Source organism: Cyanobium sp. T1G-Tous, from assembly GCF_024345455.1.
Taxonomy (GTDB): domain Bacteria; phylum Cyanobacteriota; class Cyanobacteriia; order PCC-6307; family Cyanobiaceae; genus Cyanobium_A.
In genome coordinates this window covers 17,194-33,216 of record NZ_JAGQBD010000029.1, presented here as the reverse complement: position 1 = coordinate 33,216, position 16,023 = coordinate 17,194, and the positions used below count along the sequence as shown (strand labels likewise).

Genomic DNA, 16,023 nt, shown 5'->3' with positions numbered 1-16,023 from the left:
AGGCGCCGTGCAGAGCCACGAAGGGCCAGAGGCCACCGAGCTGGCACCAGCGCACGAAGTCGCCCTGGGCTTCTGGGCCCCAGAGCAACAGCAAGCTGTGACCCATGGCATCAGCGGGGGTGCTGACGGCGGCGGTGAGGAAGTTGCAGCCCTCTAGATAGGAGCTGGCAATTCCGTGGGTGTACCAGGAAGTGACAAAGGTGGTGCCGGTGAGCCAGCCACCCAGAGCCAAATAGGCCGTGGGGAACAGGAGCAGACCAGACCACCCCACAAAAACGAAGCGGTCGCGCTTGAGCCAGTCATCGAGGATGTCGAACCATCCCCGCTGCGGCGCGCGCCCTACAGCGATCGTCATGATGATGAAACGGTGCGGAAAACCCGCGGAGGCTGTGGAATTACCGGACGATCGTAACAACGCTGAAGCGGATCGCGAGACCGGTTGAAACGGGCTGACATGGCCTCCTTTCGCTGGGCTTTCGTAACGGTTTTCTGACTGTCATTTGCTTCATTTCTGAGCGCTAGGTCTCGATCCGCCCAGCTCCCCCGACGACCCGTCAGGATGGCGCCATTGCTTGTTCCAGGTCATGGCCTCCCCCCAGGCTCCTGCCCCCTTGCTTGAGCTGCCGGTGCTGGGCTCAAGGCGCCTTTCCAATGTGTTGGTTGCCCTGGTGGTGACCACTGGCGGGATCGGCTTCCTGCTCACCAGTGTCTCCAGCTATCTCGGCACCGACCTGCTGCCGATCGGCCACCCCGCCGAGCTGGCTTGGCTGCCCCAGGGATTGGTGATGGGGCTCTACGGGCTGGCCGCCATGGCGCTGTGTGCCTACCTCTGGGTTGTGATCGGCATTGACGTTGGCGCCGGTAGCAACCGCTTTGATCGAGTTGCTGGTACAGCCACTATTAGTCGCCGCGGCTTTCGCCAGGCGATCACGGTGGATATCCCTTTGCGGGAGATTCAGGCTGTGAAGGTGGAGGTGCGAGATGGCCTTAATCCCCGACGTCGCCTGGCCCTCAAGGTGCAGGGCAGGCGGGATATGCCCTTGACCAGGGTTGGAGAGCCCATGCCCCTGGCCGATCTGGAGTTGTCTGGCGCCCAGCTTGCCCGCTTTTTGGGCGTGCCCTTGGAGGGAGTTTGATGACTACCAATTTGGGTACTGGCAATTTGCGTAATGGCCATTTGATGACTGGCAACTGGTGGAGTCGCTTGCTCCTGGGCGGTTTGTTGTTGCTAGCTCCCCTATCCCTGGTCGCCTGTGCGGCTGATGGTGGCAGTAGCCCTGTGGGTTGCAGCACCGCCAGCACCCCCTGCCTCAGCGGTACGGCCACCGTCGCCTTGCAGACCAGCAAGGGTGAGGTGCAGCTGCAGCTAGATGGCACTGCTGCACCATTGACGGCGGGAAATTTCGTTGATCTCGTTAAGCGTGGCGTCTACAACGGCACCGCTTTTCATCGAGTTGTACGCGAGCCGGTGCCCTTTGTGGTGCAGGGCGGCGACCCCACCAGCGCCGATCCAAAGGTGCCAGCCAGTCAGCACGGCCTGGGCAGTTTTGTGGATCCAGCCACGGGGATACCCCGACTGATTCCCCTGGAGATTAAGCGCAGCGACGAGCCAGAGCCTCGCTATGGCGAGCCTGTAACAGCCCCAGGGGCGACCCGCCAACTGGCTTTGGCTCACCAACGCGGAGCCGTTGCCATGGCCCGTTCCGCCGATCCCAACTCCGCCAGCGCCCAGTTCTATGTAGCCCTTCAGGCTTTACCAGAACTGGATGGCCGCTATGCCGTTTTCGGCAGGGTGAGCAAGGGCATGGAGGTGGTCGACCAGATCCGCCAGGGCGACAAGATCGTTAAGGCCACGCTGGTTTCGGGCGGGACATTGGTGCAGGGCAAGCCTTAAGCGGGTACCCGCTTGCTGGATGCGGTGACCTTCAGGAAAGCCGTGTTGACGCCCGAAGCCCGCTCCAATGCCACCTTGCCGGTGCGGGCGATTTCAAGGATGCCGTAGCCCTCCATCACTTGTTCGAGGGCGACGAGCTTGCCTGGATCGCCCACCACCTCAAGCGTCAAGGCGTCATCGGCAACGTCGACCACATTGGCCCGAAACACCTGAACCAGATCCAGGATGGCGCTGCGGGTTTCGGCAGGAGCCGACACCTTCAGCAGCATCAGCTCCCTCTCGACGGCAGGTATGTGGGATAGATCAATCACCCCCAGCACGTTGACCAGCTTGTCGAGCTGCTTTGTCATCTGCTCGAGGGTGTGATCGTCACCTGCGACCACCATGGTGAGCCTGGAAACGCCAGCTTTTTCAGCGGGACCCACCGCCAGGCTTTCAATGTTGAAGCCGCGGCGGGCGAATAGGCCGGAGATGCGGCTGAGGGCGCCGGATTCGTCTTCCACCAACACCGAAAGGGTGTGTTTCATCTCCTGAGGGACCCGCGGCGGTGGCTGCATTCCAAGTTACCGCCCAGGCCCAGAAAGGGTCTCGGCGGCTGGCAATTGATCAAGCCATTGAAGTAAGGCGGCATTAAAGGCGTCGGCATGTTCGTCATGGGGACAGTGACCACTGCCAGGCAGCACCGTTAGGGGTAGCTCGGGCCGCAGCCGCCGCACCTGCTGGGCTACCTGAACGGGCACCAGTCGGTCGCGCTGCCCCCAGATCAACAGCAGGGGACGGCCCAGCCTCCGTAGCAGGGCTGGGGCGGTGGCCCCGTGGGGACGTAGGGCCATGGCGATGCTCATCGCCCGCAGGGCCCGCACCGCTCCCGGTCGCCGGGCTGGCCTGGCAATCAGCCGGTGCAGGTCCCTGTCGCCGATCACAGCTTTGCTGTAGGCCGACTGGATGCCTAGATCAAGCAGGGGCGAGTGGGCAATCAGGGGCACCAGTAGCTCCAGAGGCAGCAGCCGGCAGAGCAGGGTCACGAGCCAGCGCTGCAGCCGGCGTTGCCAGGGCCGGCGGCGGGGTGGGCTGCTGCTGTCCGCCAGCAGCAAGGTTGGGTCGGGTAGGGGGGCTGCCACGACGGCTCGCACCAGCTGGGGAAAAAACACCGCGCAGCTGAGGGCCACCAGACCGCCGAGGGAATGGCCTACCAGCACGGCTGGCCCCTGCACCACCTGCTCGAGAAAGGCCTGCAGCTGCCTGGCCCAGAGGCGGTTGTCCAGTCGCAGGGACGGCTGGCTTGAGGCGCCGAAGCCGATTAAATCAATGCCATACACCCGCCAGCCGGCTGCAGCCAGCACCGCAGCGTTGTGGCGCCAGTGGCCGCTGCCGGCGGCGAAGCCATGCACAAGCAGCAGGGCCGGGGCATTTTCTTCCCCCAGCACCCGCCAATGGCAGCGCTCGCCTCGCCAGAGCCAATCGGCGTGGATGCCCCACTCCGCCCCCGAGCTGCCGTCCGCCGCGGGTGGAGGTGCAGGCTGGACTGTTGCAGCCACGGTTGATCTCCTGAGCCAGCACACCGACGCTCACTATTGCGAAGGACGGGCTCGCCTGTTGCCCGGCGCCGGCTTTTTTAGGCCGGAGTCGCGTCCTTCTCGGGATCTGGGGGTGCTGCTCGCCCGCACGCTGGCGGCCCGCGGCCCCTTGCGGGTGCTCGATGCCATGGCCGGCTGCGGCATCCGGGCCTTGCGCTACGGCCTGGAGGCTGGAGCCGAGGCGGTGTGGGCTAACGACGCTGATCCGGATCGGCTGCCTTTGCTGCGTGAAAACCTGGCATCTCTGGCGGGTTTGCGTTGCAGCGCCCTTACTGCCCAGCATCTGCTGGCGGATTGCCTGCAGCGCCAGGAGCGTTTCGAGCTCCTAGACCTGGATGGCTTTGGCTGCCCCACGGCCCTGCTGCCCCTAGCTCTGGAGGCTGTCTCCTTCGGGGGTGTGCTTTACCTAGCCAGCACCGATGGCCGCTCCCCCACCGGCCACGACCGCCCGGCTGCGATTCGGCTGCTGGGGGCGGCGGCCCGGGCCCATCCCGCCAGCTGGGAGCTGGCCCTGCGCCTGCAACTTGGCAGCGTGGCTCGAGCGGCCTGGGCCTTGGGCCGGGGCATCGAGCCCCTATTTAGTTTCAGTGAAGGGCGCACTTTTCGCAGCGCGGTGCGCCTGCGCCGCCGCAGCGAGCCAGGGGAGGAGCATCACCTCGGCATGCTGGCCTACTGCCATGGCTGCGGCGATCAGCAGGTGCAGCCATTGATTCGCTTGCGTCAGTGGCTCCCCTGCCATTGCCCTGCCGGCGAGATTGCGCCGCTGGCGATCAGCGGCCCTCTGTGGATCGGCCCGTTGCAGGAGCCTGAGCTGCTGGCTGAAATGCAGATCTACGCTGAGGTTGATCCAGGGGCAAGCCTCAGTGCAGAGGGGGCTCGCCTGCTTGCCCGTCTGCTTGCGGATAGGGGACTTCCGGCCCGCTGCTGGCCGATGGCTGAAATCGCGCGCCGCCTTAAGGGGGGGGCGCCACCGCTGCTCAGCCTGGTGGCGGCCCTGCGGGAGGGGGGGTGGTCGGCCCAGGTCAGTGGGGTGATGCCGGGTCAGCTGCGCAGCGATGCAACCTGGGCCGAGATCCTGCAGACCGCCGCTCAGTTGGTTGGAATGGCCACTGGCACTGCTAAATAGGATGGACTTCCACTCATTTCGCCATGGCTGCTGAAATTTTCGGTACCGCAGCTTTGTTTTGGATACTGATCCCCGTTGGTCTTGCCGGCGGTGCCCTGCTGTTGAAGCTGGCCGACAACGACTGAGCCCCAAAGGCCAGTTAGATCCCCCTCTGCTCCCGGCTCGACCCGTCGGACACCTAGGCTCAGGCCCGCTTGAAGGTTGCTAATGCAGGTTTTGGTGGTTGGCGGAACGGGCACCCTGGGCCGGCAAGTAGCCCGTCGTGCCCTCGATGCAGGCCATCAGGTGCGCTGCATGGTGCGCTCTCCGCGCAAGGCAGCTTTTCTGCAGGAATGGGGCTGTGAGCTCACCCGCGGCGACCTGCTTGAGCCTGAAAGCCTTGCCTATGCCCTGGAAGGTCAGGACGCAGTAATAGACGCGGCCACAGCCCGCGCTACAGATTCCGCCAGCGCCTACGACATCGACTGGAAAGGCAACCAGAATTTATTCGCCGCCTGCCAGGCCGCTTTGCTGAAGCGTCTGGTGTTTGTATCCCTGTTATATGCGCATCAGCACCGCGACGTGCCCTTGATGGACATCAAGGCATGCGCCGAAGACTGGTTGATGGCCTCGGATTTTGACTACACAATTTTGCGCGGCGTGGCCTTCATGCAGGGGGTAATCAGTCAGTTTGCGATTCCCGTGCTGGAAAGCCAGACGGTTTGGGTGAGTGGCTCGCCCACCCCAATCGCCTACATGAACACCCAGGACATGGCCCGCTTTGCCGTAGCGGCTTTGGAGCGAGACCAAACCATTCGCCAAGCTTTTCCAGTGGTGGGTCCCCGGGCCTGGACCACCAGCGAAATCACCCAGCTCTGTGAGCGGTTCACGGGTAAGGAAGCCCGCACTTTTCGGGTGCCGCCTGCCTTGCTGGGCTTGATGCGCTCTGTGACCGGCTTCTTTGAGTCCAGCCTCAACGTGGCCGAGCGACTGGCTTTTGAAGCGGTCACCGGTGGGGGCTCAGCTCTCGATGCACCAATGGAGGCCAGCTACGAGGCCTTCGGGCTAGACCCGGCTGAAACCACCGGCCTGGAGGGCTATCTCAAGGAGTACTACGACACGATCCTGCGCCGCCTGCGCGAGATGGAGACTGACCTCGACAAGGAAGCCAAGAAGAAGCTGCCCTTTTAAGCCCTGGCACCCACTGCGGCGGCTATCAGTTCAGCTGTACTATTGATTCGTTGCTTGGGAGAGTGAATGTCGGCTGCCCAGATCAAAAATTTGCAGCGCCGTTTGGCCAACCTTGAGGCTGAGGCCACCGAAGAGCTCAATCGGGCCTGCGGCCACGAGCTATGGCAAACCCTGGGTTTCGATGCTTTCGATGGCCTCGATGATGCTGACCGGCGGGCTCGTGCCAATTACTACTACGGCCAGTTGCAGAGCGTGCGGGAGCTCAAGGACGTGCTCGGCTAAGCCGCCCTATCCACCCCCAGCGCCCCGCCCTGATTTCCCGCCGCCGGCCCGGCCGCCCCGCCCAGGTGAGATTTTTTTCATGGCCCGCGATGGCTTAAGCAGTTGCTCGAGTCGCTGGCTTTCGGCTCCGTTCACCTGGCGCCATTGCCCCGCTGCCAGGCCATTGAGCTCGAGCGGGGCGGCTCCGTCCATGAGGTCGATGGCGACCCTCAGCAGTCTCAGGGTGGGCAGATTTACGGCGGCCGTCATGCGACGCACCTGACGGTTGCGGCCTTCCTGCAGCTCCAGTTGCAGCCAGCTGGTGGGAATGGCGGCCCGCCGACGGATCGGCGGGGTGCGCTCTGGCAGGCATGGATCGCTGATCGCCTCGGCCCTAGCCGGCAGAGTGCGCTGGCCCTGAATTAAAAGGCCGCTGCGTAGTCGCTCCAAAGCCTCAGGGTGGGCAGTTGCCTCTCCTTCAACCTGCACCCAGTAGCGGCGCCAGTGGCCAAAGCGGGGGTCGGTGAGGCGTTGCTGCAGGCGTCCATTGCTGGTCAGCAGCAGCAATCCCTCGCTATCGGCATCGAGCCTGCCGGCGGCGTAAACCTGCGGAATCGAGATGAACTCCGCCAAACAAGCCCAGTCACAGCCGGCTTCTGGCGTGAACTGGCTTAGTACCCCGTAGGGCTTGTGGAAAAGAAGGGTGGTCAGCGGCCTGGGTTCAGCTGGCTTGACGGGCTTTCCAGAGGTTCACCACACCGATGGAGATCAGCAGTAGCCCCAGATCCAACGAAATTGGCGGCAAAACCATGGTGAAGCCAAAACGGCACGAGTGAGCCAGACCCTATCGCCTGTCGGGCGGCAATTAAGCTATTTGGAACGATTGAACCTCAAGACAGCGCCCCCGCATGATCGAGACCTCCGGTGTGATTGAAAAAGAACAGGGAAACGGGTTTTACCTAGTGACCCTGGAACAGCCGGCTGGTCACCAATGTCTCTGCCGGGCGGCAGGCAAGCTGACCAAATTCAGGATCAAGCTGCTGGCGGGTGACAAGGTACTGGTTGAGATCAGCCCCTACGACCTCACCCGCGGCCGCATCACCTACCGGGAGCGCAATGCGGCTGCCGGTCCCCGTCCCGGCGGTAACCGCCCAGGTGGGCCTAGGAGGCGTTGAGCGCACCTCTCGGTGCGACGGCGGCGTTGAGCGCCAGCTTCATACGGCAACGCCTAGCAGGGCTTCAATCGCGACTTTGAATTCGCTGCGCTGCTTGACGCCCTTAAAGGACTGCTTGAGCTCCTTGTTGTGGAACAGCTGCACGGTCGGGGTGCCGGTAACACCGGCTTGGCTGGCAATCTCTTGCTCGGCCTCGATGTCGATCTCCACTCCTTGGGCAGCACCGCCAAGCTCATCGAGCACGCGCTTGAGTTGGGGCTTAAGCACGTGGCAGGGACCGCAGGTCGGTGAGGTGTAGACGACCAGCAGGGGCTTGCTGCTGTCGTGATACAGCTTGCGCAGGGCAAATCCTCCCTTCTGCCAAAGGGCGTCAGCGTCATAGTTGTCGGCGTCGCTGGTGGCAGTGCGCACCGGTTCGCCGACGGGGGCTGGTTCTACGGGTTCATGGCTCACCGTGACGGCCAGGTCGTGATGGGTAAGCCAGCGCTCAGCTGCCAGGGCAGCCTGGCAACCACTACCAGCTGCGGTGATGCCCTGACGCCATTCCGCATCGGCCACGTCGCCAGCGGCGTAGACCCCTGCGGCGCTGGTTTCGGGGCGGCCAGCCTGAGTAGCCAGGTAACCGTGGCTATCAACCTCCAATTGGCCTCGCACCAGGCGGGTGTTGGGGGTGTGGCCAATGGCGTAGAAGAGGCCCTTCACCGGCAGCTCCTCGCTGGTGCCGCTGCTGGGATCCCTCAGGGTGATCGCTTCGAGCCAGTCGCCACCGCTGGCATCGGCCACTTGGCGGTTCCAATGCACGGTGATGGCGGGGTTGGCGAGCACCCGATCGGCCATGGCGCCACTGGCCCGCAGCTTGTCGCCGCGCACGATCAGGTGCACGTGGCTGCCGTATTTGGTCAGATAAACAGCCTCCTCACAGGCGGAATCGCCCCCACCCACCACGGCCAGTTCGGCTTGACGGAACTGGGGAGTGGCACCGTCGCAGATCGCACAGGCGCTGATGCCCTGGCTCCAGAAGCGCTCCTCATTAGGCAGGCCTAGCCGGTTGGCACTGGCGCCGGTGGCCAGGATCACGGCCTGGGTTTCAATACTTTGGCCTTCGGCAGTGATGCGGTAGGGCCGCTGGGACAGGTCGATCGCGGTGGCATCGGCCTCAATCAGACGGGTGCCCCAGCGGACTGCCTGGGCCTTCATTTTGTCCATCAGCTCCGGCCCCATGATCCCGTCGGGAAAGCCGGGGAAGTTCTCAACGTGGGTGGTGGTCATCAGCTGACCGCCAGGGATGCCACCGTCCTGGAAACCAGTTATCAGCAAAGGGCTGAGATTGGCCCGGGCGGCGTAAATGGCGGCGGTGTAGCCAGCGGGCCCTGATCCCACGATCACCAGGTTTTCGACTGAAAGCCCCGAAACCGTCATTGCTTAAGCGGATCGACTATGAGTTGAGCCTAGGAGATTGGCGCAGCAGCTTGCAGGGAGGGCCCGGCGCGCCGGGCGTAAATGTCTTTAGATTTGCTTTAGAATTGAGTGCAATCTGCTGCGGATTTGCATCTCAAATCGGCTCATATTTCCAGGATGCCGTCGCTGGCGGGCCGGATTCCCTGGCCCAGGTCGTTTGGCACCATCAACACGCTTGCTGCAAGGAGTTCCGGGTGCTCTTCCAGGCAGAGCAGCCATTCTCGGAATTCCTCCGTGACCGCAAAGCTTTCTTCGAAATGTTCGAGGGCGTCGAGGGTGGCGCGGCGGGCCAAAGCCCAGCTGACAGCAACGGTTAGGCGGCGATTCACTGCGGCATCCATGCTCCCCTCTCCCTTGGATCAGACCACGCTGCCGGGCTATGGGCCCTGCGGAGGTATTGGTTGACACAACGTCGCATATTTGCGCTTAAACCTTGTATCGCCAAAGCAGTTTTCAGGCCGTTCGCTGCAGAAAACTAGGTAGCTCCGGCCCCACGCTGATCACCGCACCGATTCTTGCTTCTACAGCTTGTAGGGGTATGGAACCTCCCTGGCCACTGCCGAGTGAGTCCGGCTCTCTAGCCACTTGCTTCGGCTTGATCAGGTAGGGCTCGCTGAGGGACCAGCTGCGGGCGTAGCTCATCAGCAATGGGTCGGCTGGCGCGAACACATAGGACGGCTGCCGCGGCACGGTCTCCAGGGCGGCGCGTTGGCCATCCATGCGCACAGCCCTGGTGATGGCCTGTACAAAGCGGCTGCGAGTCACCACCGTGGTGAGGTAAGCAACTACCCGCAGTCTTGGGGCATCAAAGCCCTCGGCGCACATATCAATGCTTACTAGCCAGTCCGCCTCGCCGGCCTGGAAGGCGGCCAGGCGGGCGCTGGCCTCGGGGTCCTGGGAATGGACCAGGTGCACCCGGTCGCCCTCCTCCTCCAGCAGCCCGGTGATGCGCCTGGCGTGGGCGATGTCGCGGGCGATCACCAGCCCGCCCGCCTCGGGGTGGTGGGCCCGCACCCCCTCCAGCCTTTGACGGGCCTTGAGCAGTAGCCGCAGGGCGATGCTGCTGGCATCTCCGAGTTGGATGGCACGGCGCAAGTTGCGGGCTCGCCAGCTCTCCCGCGCTTCAGCTGAAAGGGGCGAGGTTTCGGTGTCGGCGGAGGCCTGGGGCCTGCCGTGTTCGACCCAGCCGTCCTGGAAGCGAAATTCCAGGGGGCGCACATCTCCGGCCAAGATCAGCTGGCGGGGTTCCACGCTCAAATCGGGGGCGATGCGTTCGATCACCTGATCCCCCTCGCGCACTTTTACCCGTCGGGCGGCGCAGAAGGCCAGGTTGTCGGCGCGGAAAGGGGTGCCGGTGAGGCCGAGTCGCAGCTTGGCTGGAGCGGTGAGCTGGCTGAAGGCGAAACCCCAGGCCGCTGCCTCTGGTTCATCCGGATCCAAGCCCAAGTGGTGCACTTCATCGGCAATGGCCAGCCATTTCCCCAGGGCTATGCGGGGTAGGGCTGCCTCGAGCGCAAGGCGGTGCCGGGCCGTGCACTGATAGCTGAGTAGCAGGCCATCCCAGTTTGAATTTGCTTCGAGGGCTAATAGCCCCTGCCCCGGGTCCCACTCCAGCAGGCGCAGATTGAGGCGCTCCGCAGCTCCCAGCCACTGATGGGCGATTGAGCTCCGGTGGCAGAAGATCAAAAAGCGATCGAGCCTCCCCTCCCGCTGCAGGGCGATGAAGCTGAGCAGGGCGCCCAAGGTTTTGCCCGCACCCGGTCCTGCATGGATCAGCACGTCATGGCCGCCAGGCTGGTGGTTGAGCAGGCGGGCCCGCAGCAGCTGGATCAGGCGGCTCTGCCACTGCCTGGGCCGCACTGCGGTTGTTGTGGGCGGCGGGATGCCCAGGTCGAAGGAAGGAAATCCCATCACGCCATTGTGGCCAGGGGTGCCCAGGCGTCAGTAGGCCGGCAGCAAATGGGTGATCTGGCCTATGGGCTTATGGCGCAGCGTGCCTAGTTTCAGTTCAACCCCCGGGTCCCCTGCTGTTTTCCCTATGGCGAACTTCTGCTCCGATCCGGATGCCTGGGCCTGGGCGCCCGCCTTGCAGCTTTGGCATCTAAAGCGCTGCTGGGCCCTTGAATGCGACATCGATCCGATGATCCTGCGGGCGCGCCAGCTGCGTCACCAGGGCGCCCTGCCGCAGGCCAGCTGCGTGGAGCAGGAGTTGCTTCCCCTGTTTTGAGCTCCACCTGGCTTGGATGGGCAACTGCGCACATTTGCCGCAGTTGTGTTGCTCAGGCGAGGGGAGACACCCCCTAATAGACAGATGGCCTCCGGGAACCCTCTTGGCTGAAGTACTGATCCTGCGGGAACGCACCCCGGGGGAGTGTCGCGTTGCTGCAACTCCTGAAACCGTTCGCCGGCTGCTGGCCCGAGGGCTGACGCTGCAGGTTGAGCAAAGCGCTGGCTTGGCGGCTGGCTATGCCGACCATGAATTTGAAGCGGCTGGGGCCCGCCTTGTTGCCCCAGGCCCCGAGCTGGGCGCTGGCGTCGATGCGGTGCTTTGCGTCAATCCACCAGCTGCCGAGGTGCTGGATCAGCTGCGGCCTGGAGCCCTACTGGCGGGTCTGCTCTCTCCCTATGGCGCCAACTCCTTAGTGGAGCAGCTTCAGGCCCGGCGGGTGTCGGCCTTGGCCTTGGAGCTGCTGCCCCGGATCAGCCGGGCCCAGAGCATGGATGTGCTGTCGTCTCAGGCCAACATCGCCGGTTACAAGGCGGTGCTGCTGGCGTCTGCAGCCCTAGATCGATACGTGCCGATGTTGATGACAGCAGCGGGCACAATTCAGCCGGCGCGGGCCCTGATCCTGGGCGCAGGGGTGGCTGGGCTGCAGGCTTTGGCAACGGCCCGGCGTCTTGGCGCGGTGGTTTACGTGAGTGATGTGCGGCCTGCGGCGAAGGAGCAGGTCGAATCGCTGGGGGGGAGGTTCCTTTCTCCACCCGAGCAGGAGGAGCGCCCCGCCGAAGCCGGCGGCTACGCCAAGGCGGCTAGCGAAGCCTTCCTGGCTGCCCAGCGCCAGCAATTGGCCGATCAGCTGGCCCTGGCCGACATGGTGATCTGCACCGCCCAGGTGCCGGGCCGGCGAGCGCCCCTGCTGATCTCCGACGAGATGCTGGCGGGCATGCGCCCGGGCTCAGTAGTTGTGGATTTGGCCGTGGCCCAGGGCGGCAATTGTGCCGGCACGGTCTGCGGTCAAACCGTGGAGCGCCACGGCGTGCGGCTGATTGGTGGCGATGGCCTGCCCAGCTCCGTTGCCAACCACGCCAGCGCCCTCTACGCCCGCAACCTGGCGGCACTAGTGGAGCACGTGCTGGGCGATGAGGGTTTCCAGCTCGATCAGGAGGACCCGATCGTGGCCGGCTGCCTGTTCACTCACGACGGTTCCTGCCGTTTTCCTGACCTCGTTTCCGGAGCTAACTGATGAGTGCCTTGACCCAAGCCCTCTGGGTGCTCCTGCTGGGCAGCCTGTTGGGACTCGAATTGATCGGCAAGGTGCCTCCCACCCTGCACACCCCGCTGATGAGTGGTGCCAATGCGATCAGCGGCATCACCGTGCTGGCTTCGCTCACCCTGATCGCCCAGGCCAATGACCAGCTGCCCCTGCTGGTGCTCGGCTCGCTTTCCCTGGGCTTTGCCCTGTTCAACGTCGTTGGCGGCTTCCTGGTCACCGACCGCATGCTCGCCATGTTTTCGCGCAAATCACCCCGCACCGGAGGGACCCGCTGATGGCTGGACTTGATCTTTTGCCCGCCCTGATCGATCTGGGTGCCGTGCTGTTGCTGGCCCTCGGTATCAAGGGCCTTTCCAAAGTGAGCACCGCTCGCTCCGCCAATGGTCTGGCGGCCCTTGCCATGGGCCTGGCCGTGCTCGGCCTGCTAATTCAGCAACCCCTCTCCCCCCAAGCCTGGCTTTGGGTAGCTATCGGTACTGGCCTGGGCGGCGTGCTCGGCCTGATTACGGCCCAGCGGGTGCCGATGACTGCCATGCCTGAAACCGTGGCCCTTTTCAACGGCTGCGGCGGTATGGCGTCGTTACTGGTGGCTCTTGGGGTGGCTTTGTTTAGCCCCGGGGAGGGCTCCTCCGGCCTTGTGGAGCAGATCTCGATCGTGATTTCGGTGTTCGTTGGCGCGATCACCTTCAGCGGCTCGATCGTGGCGATGGGCAAGTTGCAGGGCTGGATTGATACCCCCAGCTGGACTCAGAGCTCGCTTCGTCATGCCGTCAACATCGCCTTGGCGGTGGCCTGCCTGGTGGGTGCGATTGCCTTGCCTGGCGATATGGCGGGAGCCCCTCTTTGGCTGCTGGTGGTGGCTTCTTCCCTGCTTGGTATCGGCGTCACCCTGCCGATCGGCGGTGCCGATATGCCTGTGGTGATCTCGCTGCTCAACTCCTATTCCGGCGTGGCCGCAGCTGCCGCTGGTTTTGTCGTTGGCAGCCAACTTCTAATTGTGGCCGGCGCCATGGTCGGTGCAGCGGGCCTGATCCTCACCCAGGTGATGTGCACCGCCATGAACCGCTCCTTGGTGAGCGTGCTGTTTGGAGGCGCCCTTGGTGGGGCGGCACCGGTGGGCGGTGGCGGCGATGAGGCCGGCTACACCCGCATCACCAGCTGCAGCGCTGAGGAATGCGCTCTTGCACTCGAGGCCGCTGAACGTGTGGTGTTTGTGCCCGGCTATGGCCTGGCAGTGGCCCAGGCTCAGCACGCCCTGCGCGAACTCTCCAAGTTGCTGGAAAACCACGGCGTCGAGGTGACATATGCGATCCACCCGGTGGCTGGGCGTATGCCTGGTCACATGAATGTGCTGCTGGCAGAGGCCGATGTGCCCTACGAGCAACTTCTGGAGATGGACACGGTCAACCCTGAATTCCCACGCACCGATGTGGTGATTGTGCTGGGAGCCAACGACGTGGTTAACCCTGACGCCAAGTCCGATTCCACCAGCCCTTTGTATGGCATGCCCGTGCTTGAGGTGGATCAAGCCCGCCAGGTTTTTGTAGTCAAGCGCAGTCTTGGCGCCGGCTATGCGGGCATTAAAAACGCCCTCTTTGAGCTGCCCCAGACCGCCATGGTTTTTGGTGATGCCAAGGCCGTGCTCAATGGCCTGCTCACCGAGCTGCGCAGCATGGGTGTGGGTAAGAAGGTGGCCGTCTGAAGCAGACAGCTTTTACACCATCTGTTTTTAAGCAACGCTGGCCCTGGATCGGCCCCGATCTCCAGACCCTGAGAGACACCCTGAGGCCGCCCAGGCTGCCTCAGCAATTAGGTGCCATTCCTAGAGAAGATCTTTGGATCCGCTTACCTGATGGAGCCTCTTTGCTTGTTAGTCAGGATCTACCAGAGCGGCACCATCCCGTTGCCTGGGTCCTTCTGGTTCATGGACTTGCTGGCAGCAGCGAGCGTCCGGGTGTGCGTCGACTTGCCGGCTTGTTTTTGCACTGGGGCTTTGGGGTTTGGCGATTAAATCTGCGCGGGGCCGGCGCGGGCCGAAAGCTTGCTTCTGGTACCTATGCGGCTGCCTGTAATCGCGACATTTTGCCTGTGCTGGTAGCAGCCAGGGAACGTGCAAGGGCCCTGCCCCTGTTTGGGGTGGGACTTTCCCTAGGAGGCACAGTTCTGCTCAATGCCCTGCTGGAGCGGCCGGATGGTCTCGATGCCCTTGCCTGCGTGAGTAGTCCCTTGGATCTTGACTCCTGCTCGCATCAGATTTCTTGGCCCCGCAATTCCTTCTACCAGCGTCACATGGTGCGCTCATTGATAAACCAGACAAAGGCGGACCCTCAATTCAGCTCCGATTGCCAAGCTCGGGAATTAATGAACACGAGTATTGTTCGGGCTAATGTTGATAAGATTCGCACGATAAGAGATTTCGATGCAGTCATCACGGCGCCTCGTTGGGGCTACAAGGATGTGGATTGTTATTACCGTGATGCGTCGCCGCTGCAGGCAATGCTAAACGGGGCGCCTTTGCCGCCTGCTTTTTTTGTGCAGGCCCTTGATGATCCCTGGGTGCCGGCAGATTCGGCCTTGGGATTGGCATCTGCCCAATTACCACTGGATGCCAAATTTTGTCTGCCTCAGCAGGGAGGTCACAATGGTTTTCACTCTGTGGCCGATAGTCAGCTCAACCCCTCTAGTAGCTGGGCTGATAGGCAAGTGGTGGAGTGGCTATTGCAGCGATGTGGCTAAGTCTGTAAGGGCGCCTACGATTGTGCCTGCATCAATACTGTTGGCGCGGGTGAATTGATCGTCTAATTGATCTTTTGGAGTCATTTCGTCTGGGCCGTTGCAATCTAAATAGAGGTCGTTGAATTGGCAAGCGCTATCTACGTTTAGCCAGGTGCTTGGGAAGCATTTGGGACCGGCAAGAAGAAAAATTTGGCGTGCAATTTGATCTGGTTGTTGCTTGGGAACGAACGGCTTCAGCATCATGCATCCCTGGGGAAATCCGATGATGTAAGCATGACTGCGCCAGAGAGATAATTTTTCTTCGAAGCTTAGCTCTTCGGGGCAAATAATATCTACTCCGGGAATGGACCGCAGTTGCTCGACCAGTTGAGCTTCTTGGATGAATTTGCTGGTGCCATTGTTTAGTTTATGGCGGGACAGGTAGGCGATTCGCTTGCCATTGCATTCGATCTGTTCCAGCTGGCGGCGAAGCTTCGGGTTAAGTGATGCTCGGGCTGCCGGGGCATAGTCGCTACTGATCCATTTCAAGTCCCGATAGATTTGCGGGCAGGACACTAGTCGACGAGCCCGCATCGGTCGTCTTATCAGGCGGAAGCGGTTTGCCAGTCCTAGGCAATTCAGCCAAGCTTCAATGCTTGGCGTCCTGAATTCCCGCACTGAGCGGGGGGCGGCGTAGTGGAACCAGATTGGTTCCTTGCAGTGTCGGTAAAGACGCAATAGTTGGTAGGCGCGGCATGTGTCAACAAGCATGTCGCCGAAGTGCTCATAGAGTGTTCCCCCGTAGAGCATGAATTTAAGGCGTTTAATCTTTTCTGGTTCGTATCCCTTTGCTTCCTCGAGTCTCGAAGTGGGAAAGAAAAGCTTGCGATTGCCCCTTTGATCGCTTAGGGCTTCGATGTGATCACCATTAGCGTTAAAGATTCCTTGACTAAAGCGTAGGGACCAGTCTTTTGTCTCCTTTATGTTAAATCGGCGTGGTAAAATAGTTGCATCTTCTTCGATCACTAGTGGTTCTGGTTTGACCACCAAATGCTCCCCGAATAGGGAGGGGTGATTCGGCGGAATACTTGCTAGCAATCGAAGCATTATGTGTCGGCTTTGGTCGGTGGATATGCTGATTTTGCCATGGTTC

Annotated in this window: 19 protein-coding genes and 1 pseudogene; 12 read left to right on the top strand and 8 right to left on the bottom strand. The window is 62.3% G+C overall.

All coding sequences use genetic code 11. The features are described from left to right. A pseudogene (locus KBY75_RS13775) lies at window positions 1-355 on the bottom strand (photosystem II D2 protein (photosystem q(a) protein)); the annotation flags it as partial. Between the two features lie 229 nt (window positions 356-584). Between KBY75_RS13775 and KBY75_RS13770 the strand changes: the two are divergent. Both KBY75_RS13770 and KBY75_RS13765 read left to right on the top strand, forming a co-directional pair. Next, entirely contained in the window at window positions 585-1,136 is a 552-nt protein-coding gene (locus KBY75_RS13770; RefSeq protein WP_254936635.1) for a photosystem I assembly protein Ycf4, read from the top strand. A 44-nt stretch (window positions 1,137-1,180) separates the two neighbouring features. Next, window positions 1,181-1,894 carry a peptidylprolyl isomerase gene (locus tag KBY75_RS13765; protein ID WP_255024318.1) on the top strand — a complete coding sequence of 238 codons (714 nt, stop codon included), beginning with the start codon at window positions 1,181-1,183 and terminating at the stop codon, window positions 1,892-1,894. Here KBY75_RS13765 and ilvN read toward each other — a convergent pair. Together ilvN and KBY75_RS13755 are read right to left on the bottom strand one after the other, a co-directional pair. Further along, window positions 1,891-2,421: an acetolactate synthase small subunit gene (ilvN, locus tag KBY75_RS13760; protein ID WP_254936633.1), complete on the bottom strand. Its 531-nt coding sequence runs from the start codon at window positions 2,419-2,421 to the stop codon at window positions 1,891-1,893. The genes KBY75_RS13765 and ilvN overlap by 4 nt on opposite strands. 36 nt (window positions 2,422-2,457) lie before the next feature. Continuing rightward, complete coding sequence (locus KBY75_RS13755; RefSeq protein ID WP_255024314.1) at window positions 2,458-3,432, bottom strand: alpha/beta fold hydrolase; 975 nt, start codon at window positions 3,430-3,432, stop codon at window positions 2,458-2,460. Between KBY75_RS13755 and KBY75_RS13750 the strand changes: the two genes are divergently transcribed. The 4 genes from KBY75_RS13750 (at window position 3,365) to KBY75_RS13735 (ending at window position 6,049) form a co-directional block, all read left to right on the top strand. After that, on the top strand, window positions 3,365-4,597 hold the full coding sequence (locus KBY75_RS13750; protein WP_255024313.1) for a N2,N2-dimethylguanosine tRNA methyltransferase: 1,233 nt from the start codon (window positions 3,365-3,367) through the stop codon (window positions 4,595-4,597). The genes KBY75_RS13755 and KBY75_RS13750 overlap by 68 nt on opposite strands. Window positions 4,598-4,620: 23 nt before the next feature. Beyond that, window positions 4,621-4,722, top strand: a complete 102-nt coding sequence (gene petM / locus KBY75_RS13745; protein WP_106633132.1) for a cytochrome b6-f complex subunit PetM — start codon at window positions 4,621-4,623, stop codon at window positions 4,720-4,722. An 82-nt stretch (window positions 4,723-4,804) separates the two neighbouring features. Then, window positions 4,805-5,767 carry an NAD(P)H-binding protein gene (locus tag KBY75_RS13740; RefSeq protein WP_255024312.1) on the top strand — a complete coding sequence of 321 codons (963 nt, stop codon included), beginning with the start codon at window positions 4,805-4,807 and terminating at the stop codon, window positions 5,765-5,767. A gap of 66 nt (window positions 5,768-5,833) precedes the next feature. Beyond that, window positions 5,834-6,049, top strand: coding sequence for a hypothetical protein (locus tag KBY75_RS13735; RefSeq protein WP_255024311.1), 216 nt, complete (start codon window positions 5,834-5,836; stop codon window positions 6,047-6,049). A gap of 6 nt (window positions 6,050-6,055) precedes the next feature. Here the strand turns inward: KBY75_RS13735 and KBY75_RS13730 are convergent, their stop codons facing one another. Beyond that, window positions 6,056-6,739 (bottom strand): pseudouridine synthase, encoded by a 684-nt coding sequence (locus KBY75_RS13730; RefSeq protein WP_255024317.1) that lies wholly within the window; start codon window positions 6,737-6,739, stop codon window positions 6,056-6,058. A gap of 197 nt (window positions 6,740-6,936) precedes the next feature. Here KBY75_RS13730 and infA point away from each other — a divergent pair, with 197 nt between their 5' ends. Continuing rightward, window positions 6,937-7,203 carry a translation initiation factor IF-1 gene (gene infA / locus KBY75_RS13725; RefSeq protein ID WP_094560946.1) on the top strand — a complete coding sequence of 89 codons (267 nt, stop codon included), beginning with the start codon at window positions 6,937-6,939 and terminating at the stop codon, window positions 7,201-7,203. A 39-nt stretch (window positions 7,204-7,242) separates the two neighbouring features. On the opposite strand, the gene trxB is transcribed toward infA, so the two are convergent. From trxB to KBY75_RS13710, 3 genes are all read right to left on the bottom strand, one after another. Continuing rightward, the gene (gene trxB, locus KBY75_RS13720; RefSeq protein ID WP_255024310.1) at window positions 7,243-8,622 is read right to left on the bottom strand and encodes a thioredoxin-disulfide reductase; all 1,380 of its coding nucleotides are present in this window, start codon (window positions 8,620-8,622) and stop codon (window positions 7,243-7,245) included. 143 nt (window positions 8,623-8,765) lie between these two features. Beyond that, window positions 8,766-9,002, bottom strand: coding sequence for a hypothetical protein (locus KBY75_RS13715; RefSeq protein WP_106633127.1), 237 nt, complete (start codon window positions 9,000-9,002; stop codon window positions 8,766-8,768). A gap of 112 nt (window positions 9,003-9,114) precedes the next feature. Next, window positions 9,115-10,572: a DEAD/DEAH box helicase gene (locus KBY75_RS13710; protein ID WP_255024309.1), complete on the bottom strand. Its 1,458-nt coding sequence runs from the start codon at window positions 10,570-10,572 to the stop codon at window positions 9,115-9,117. A 127-nt stretch (window positions 10,573-10,699) separates the two neighbouring features. On the opposite strand from KBY75_RS13710, the gene KBY75_RS13705 reads away from it, so the two are divergent. The 5 genes from KBY75_RS13705 to KBY75_RS13685 all read left to right on the top strand — a co-directional run bounded on the left by KBY75_RS13705 (window position 10,700) and on the right by KBY75_RS13685 (window position 14,891). Further along, window positions 10,700-10,888, top strand: a complete 189-nt coding sequence (locus tag KBY75_RS13705) for a hypothetical protein (protein WP_254936625.1) — start codon at window positions 10,700-10,702, stop codon at window positions 10,886-10,888. A gap of 103 nt (window positions 10,889-10,991) precedes the next feature. Beyond that, on the top strand, window positions 10,992-12,125 hold the full coding sequence (locus KBY75_RS13700; RefSeq protein WP_255024308.1) for an NAD(P) transhydrogenase subunit alpha: 1,134 nt from the start codon (window positions 10,992-10,994) through the stop codon (window positions 12,123-12,125). Beyond that, complete coding sequence (locus KBY75_RS13695) at window positions 12,125-12,430, top strand: NAD(P) transhydrogenase subunit alpha (protein ID WP_106633123.1); 306 nt, start codon at window positions 12,125-12,127, stop codon at window positions 12,428-12,430. The genes KBY75_RS13700 and KBY75_RS13695 overlap by 1 nt, the downstream gene beginning before the upstream one ends. Next, window positions 12,430-13,857: an NAD(P)(+) transhydrogenase (Re/Si-specific) subunit beta gene (locus KBY75_RS13690; protein WP_255024307.1), complete on the top strand. Its 1,428-nt coding sequence runs from the start codon at window positions 12,430-12,432 to the stop codon at window positions 13,855-13,857. The genes KBY75_RS13695 and KBY75_RS13690 overlap by 1 nt, the downstream gene beginning before the upstream one ends. 161 nt (window positions 13,858-14,018) lie before the next feature. Continuing rightward, complete coding sequence (locus KBY75_RS13685) at window positions 14,019-14,891, top strand: YheT family hydrolase (RefSeq protein ID WP_255024306.1); 873 nt, start codon at window positions 14,019-14,021, stop codon at window positions 14,889-14,891. Here the strand turns inward: KBY75_RS13685 and KBY75_RS15400 are convergent. Continuing rightward, window positions 14,871-15,917 carry a glycosyltransferase 61 family protein gene (locus KBY75_RS15400; protein WP_255024305.1) on the bottom strand — a complete coding sequence of 349 codons (1,047 nt, stop codon included), beginning with the start codon at window positions 15,915-15,917 and terminating at the stop codon, window positions 14,871-14,873. The two genes, KBY75_RS13685 and KBY75_RS15400, sit on opposite strands and share 21 nt — an antisense overlap. Window positions 15,918-16,023 lie beyond the last annotated feature (106 nt).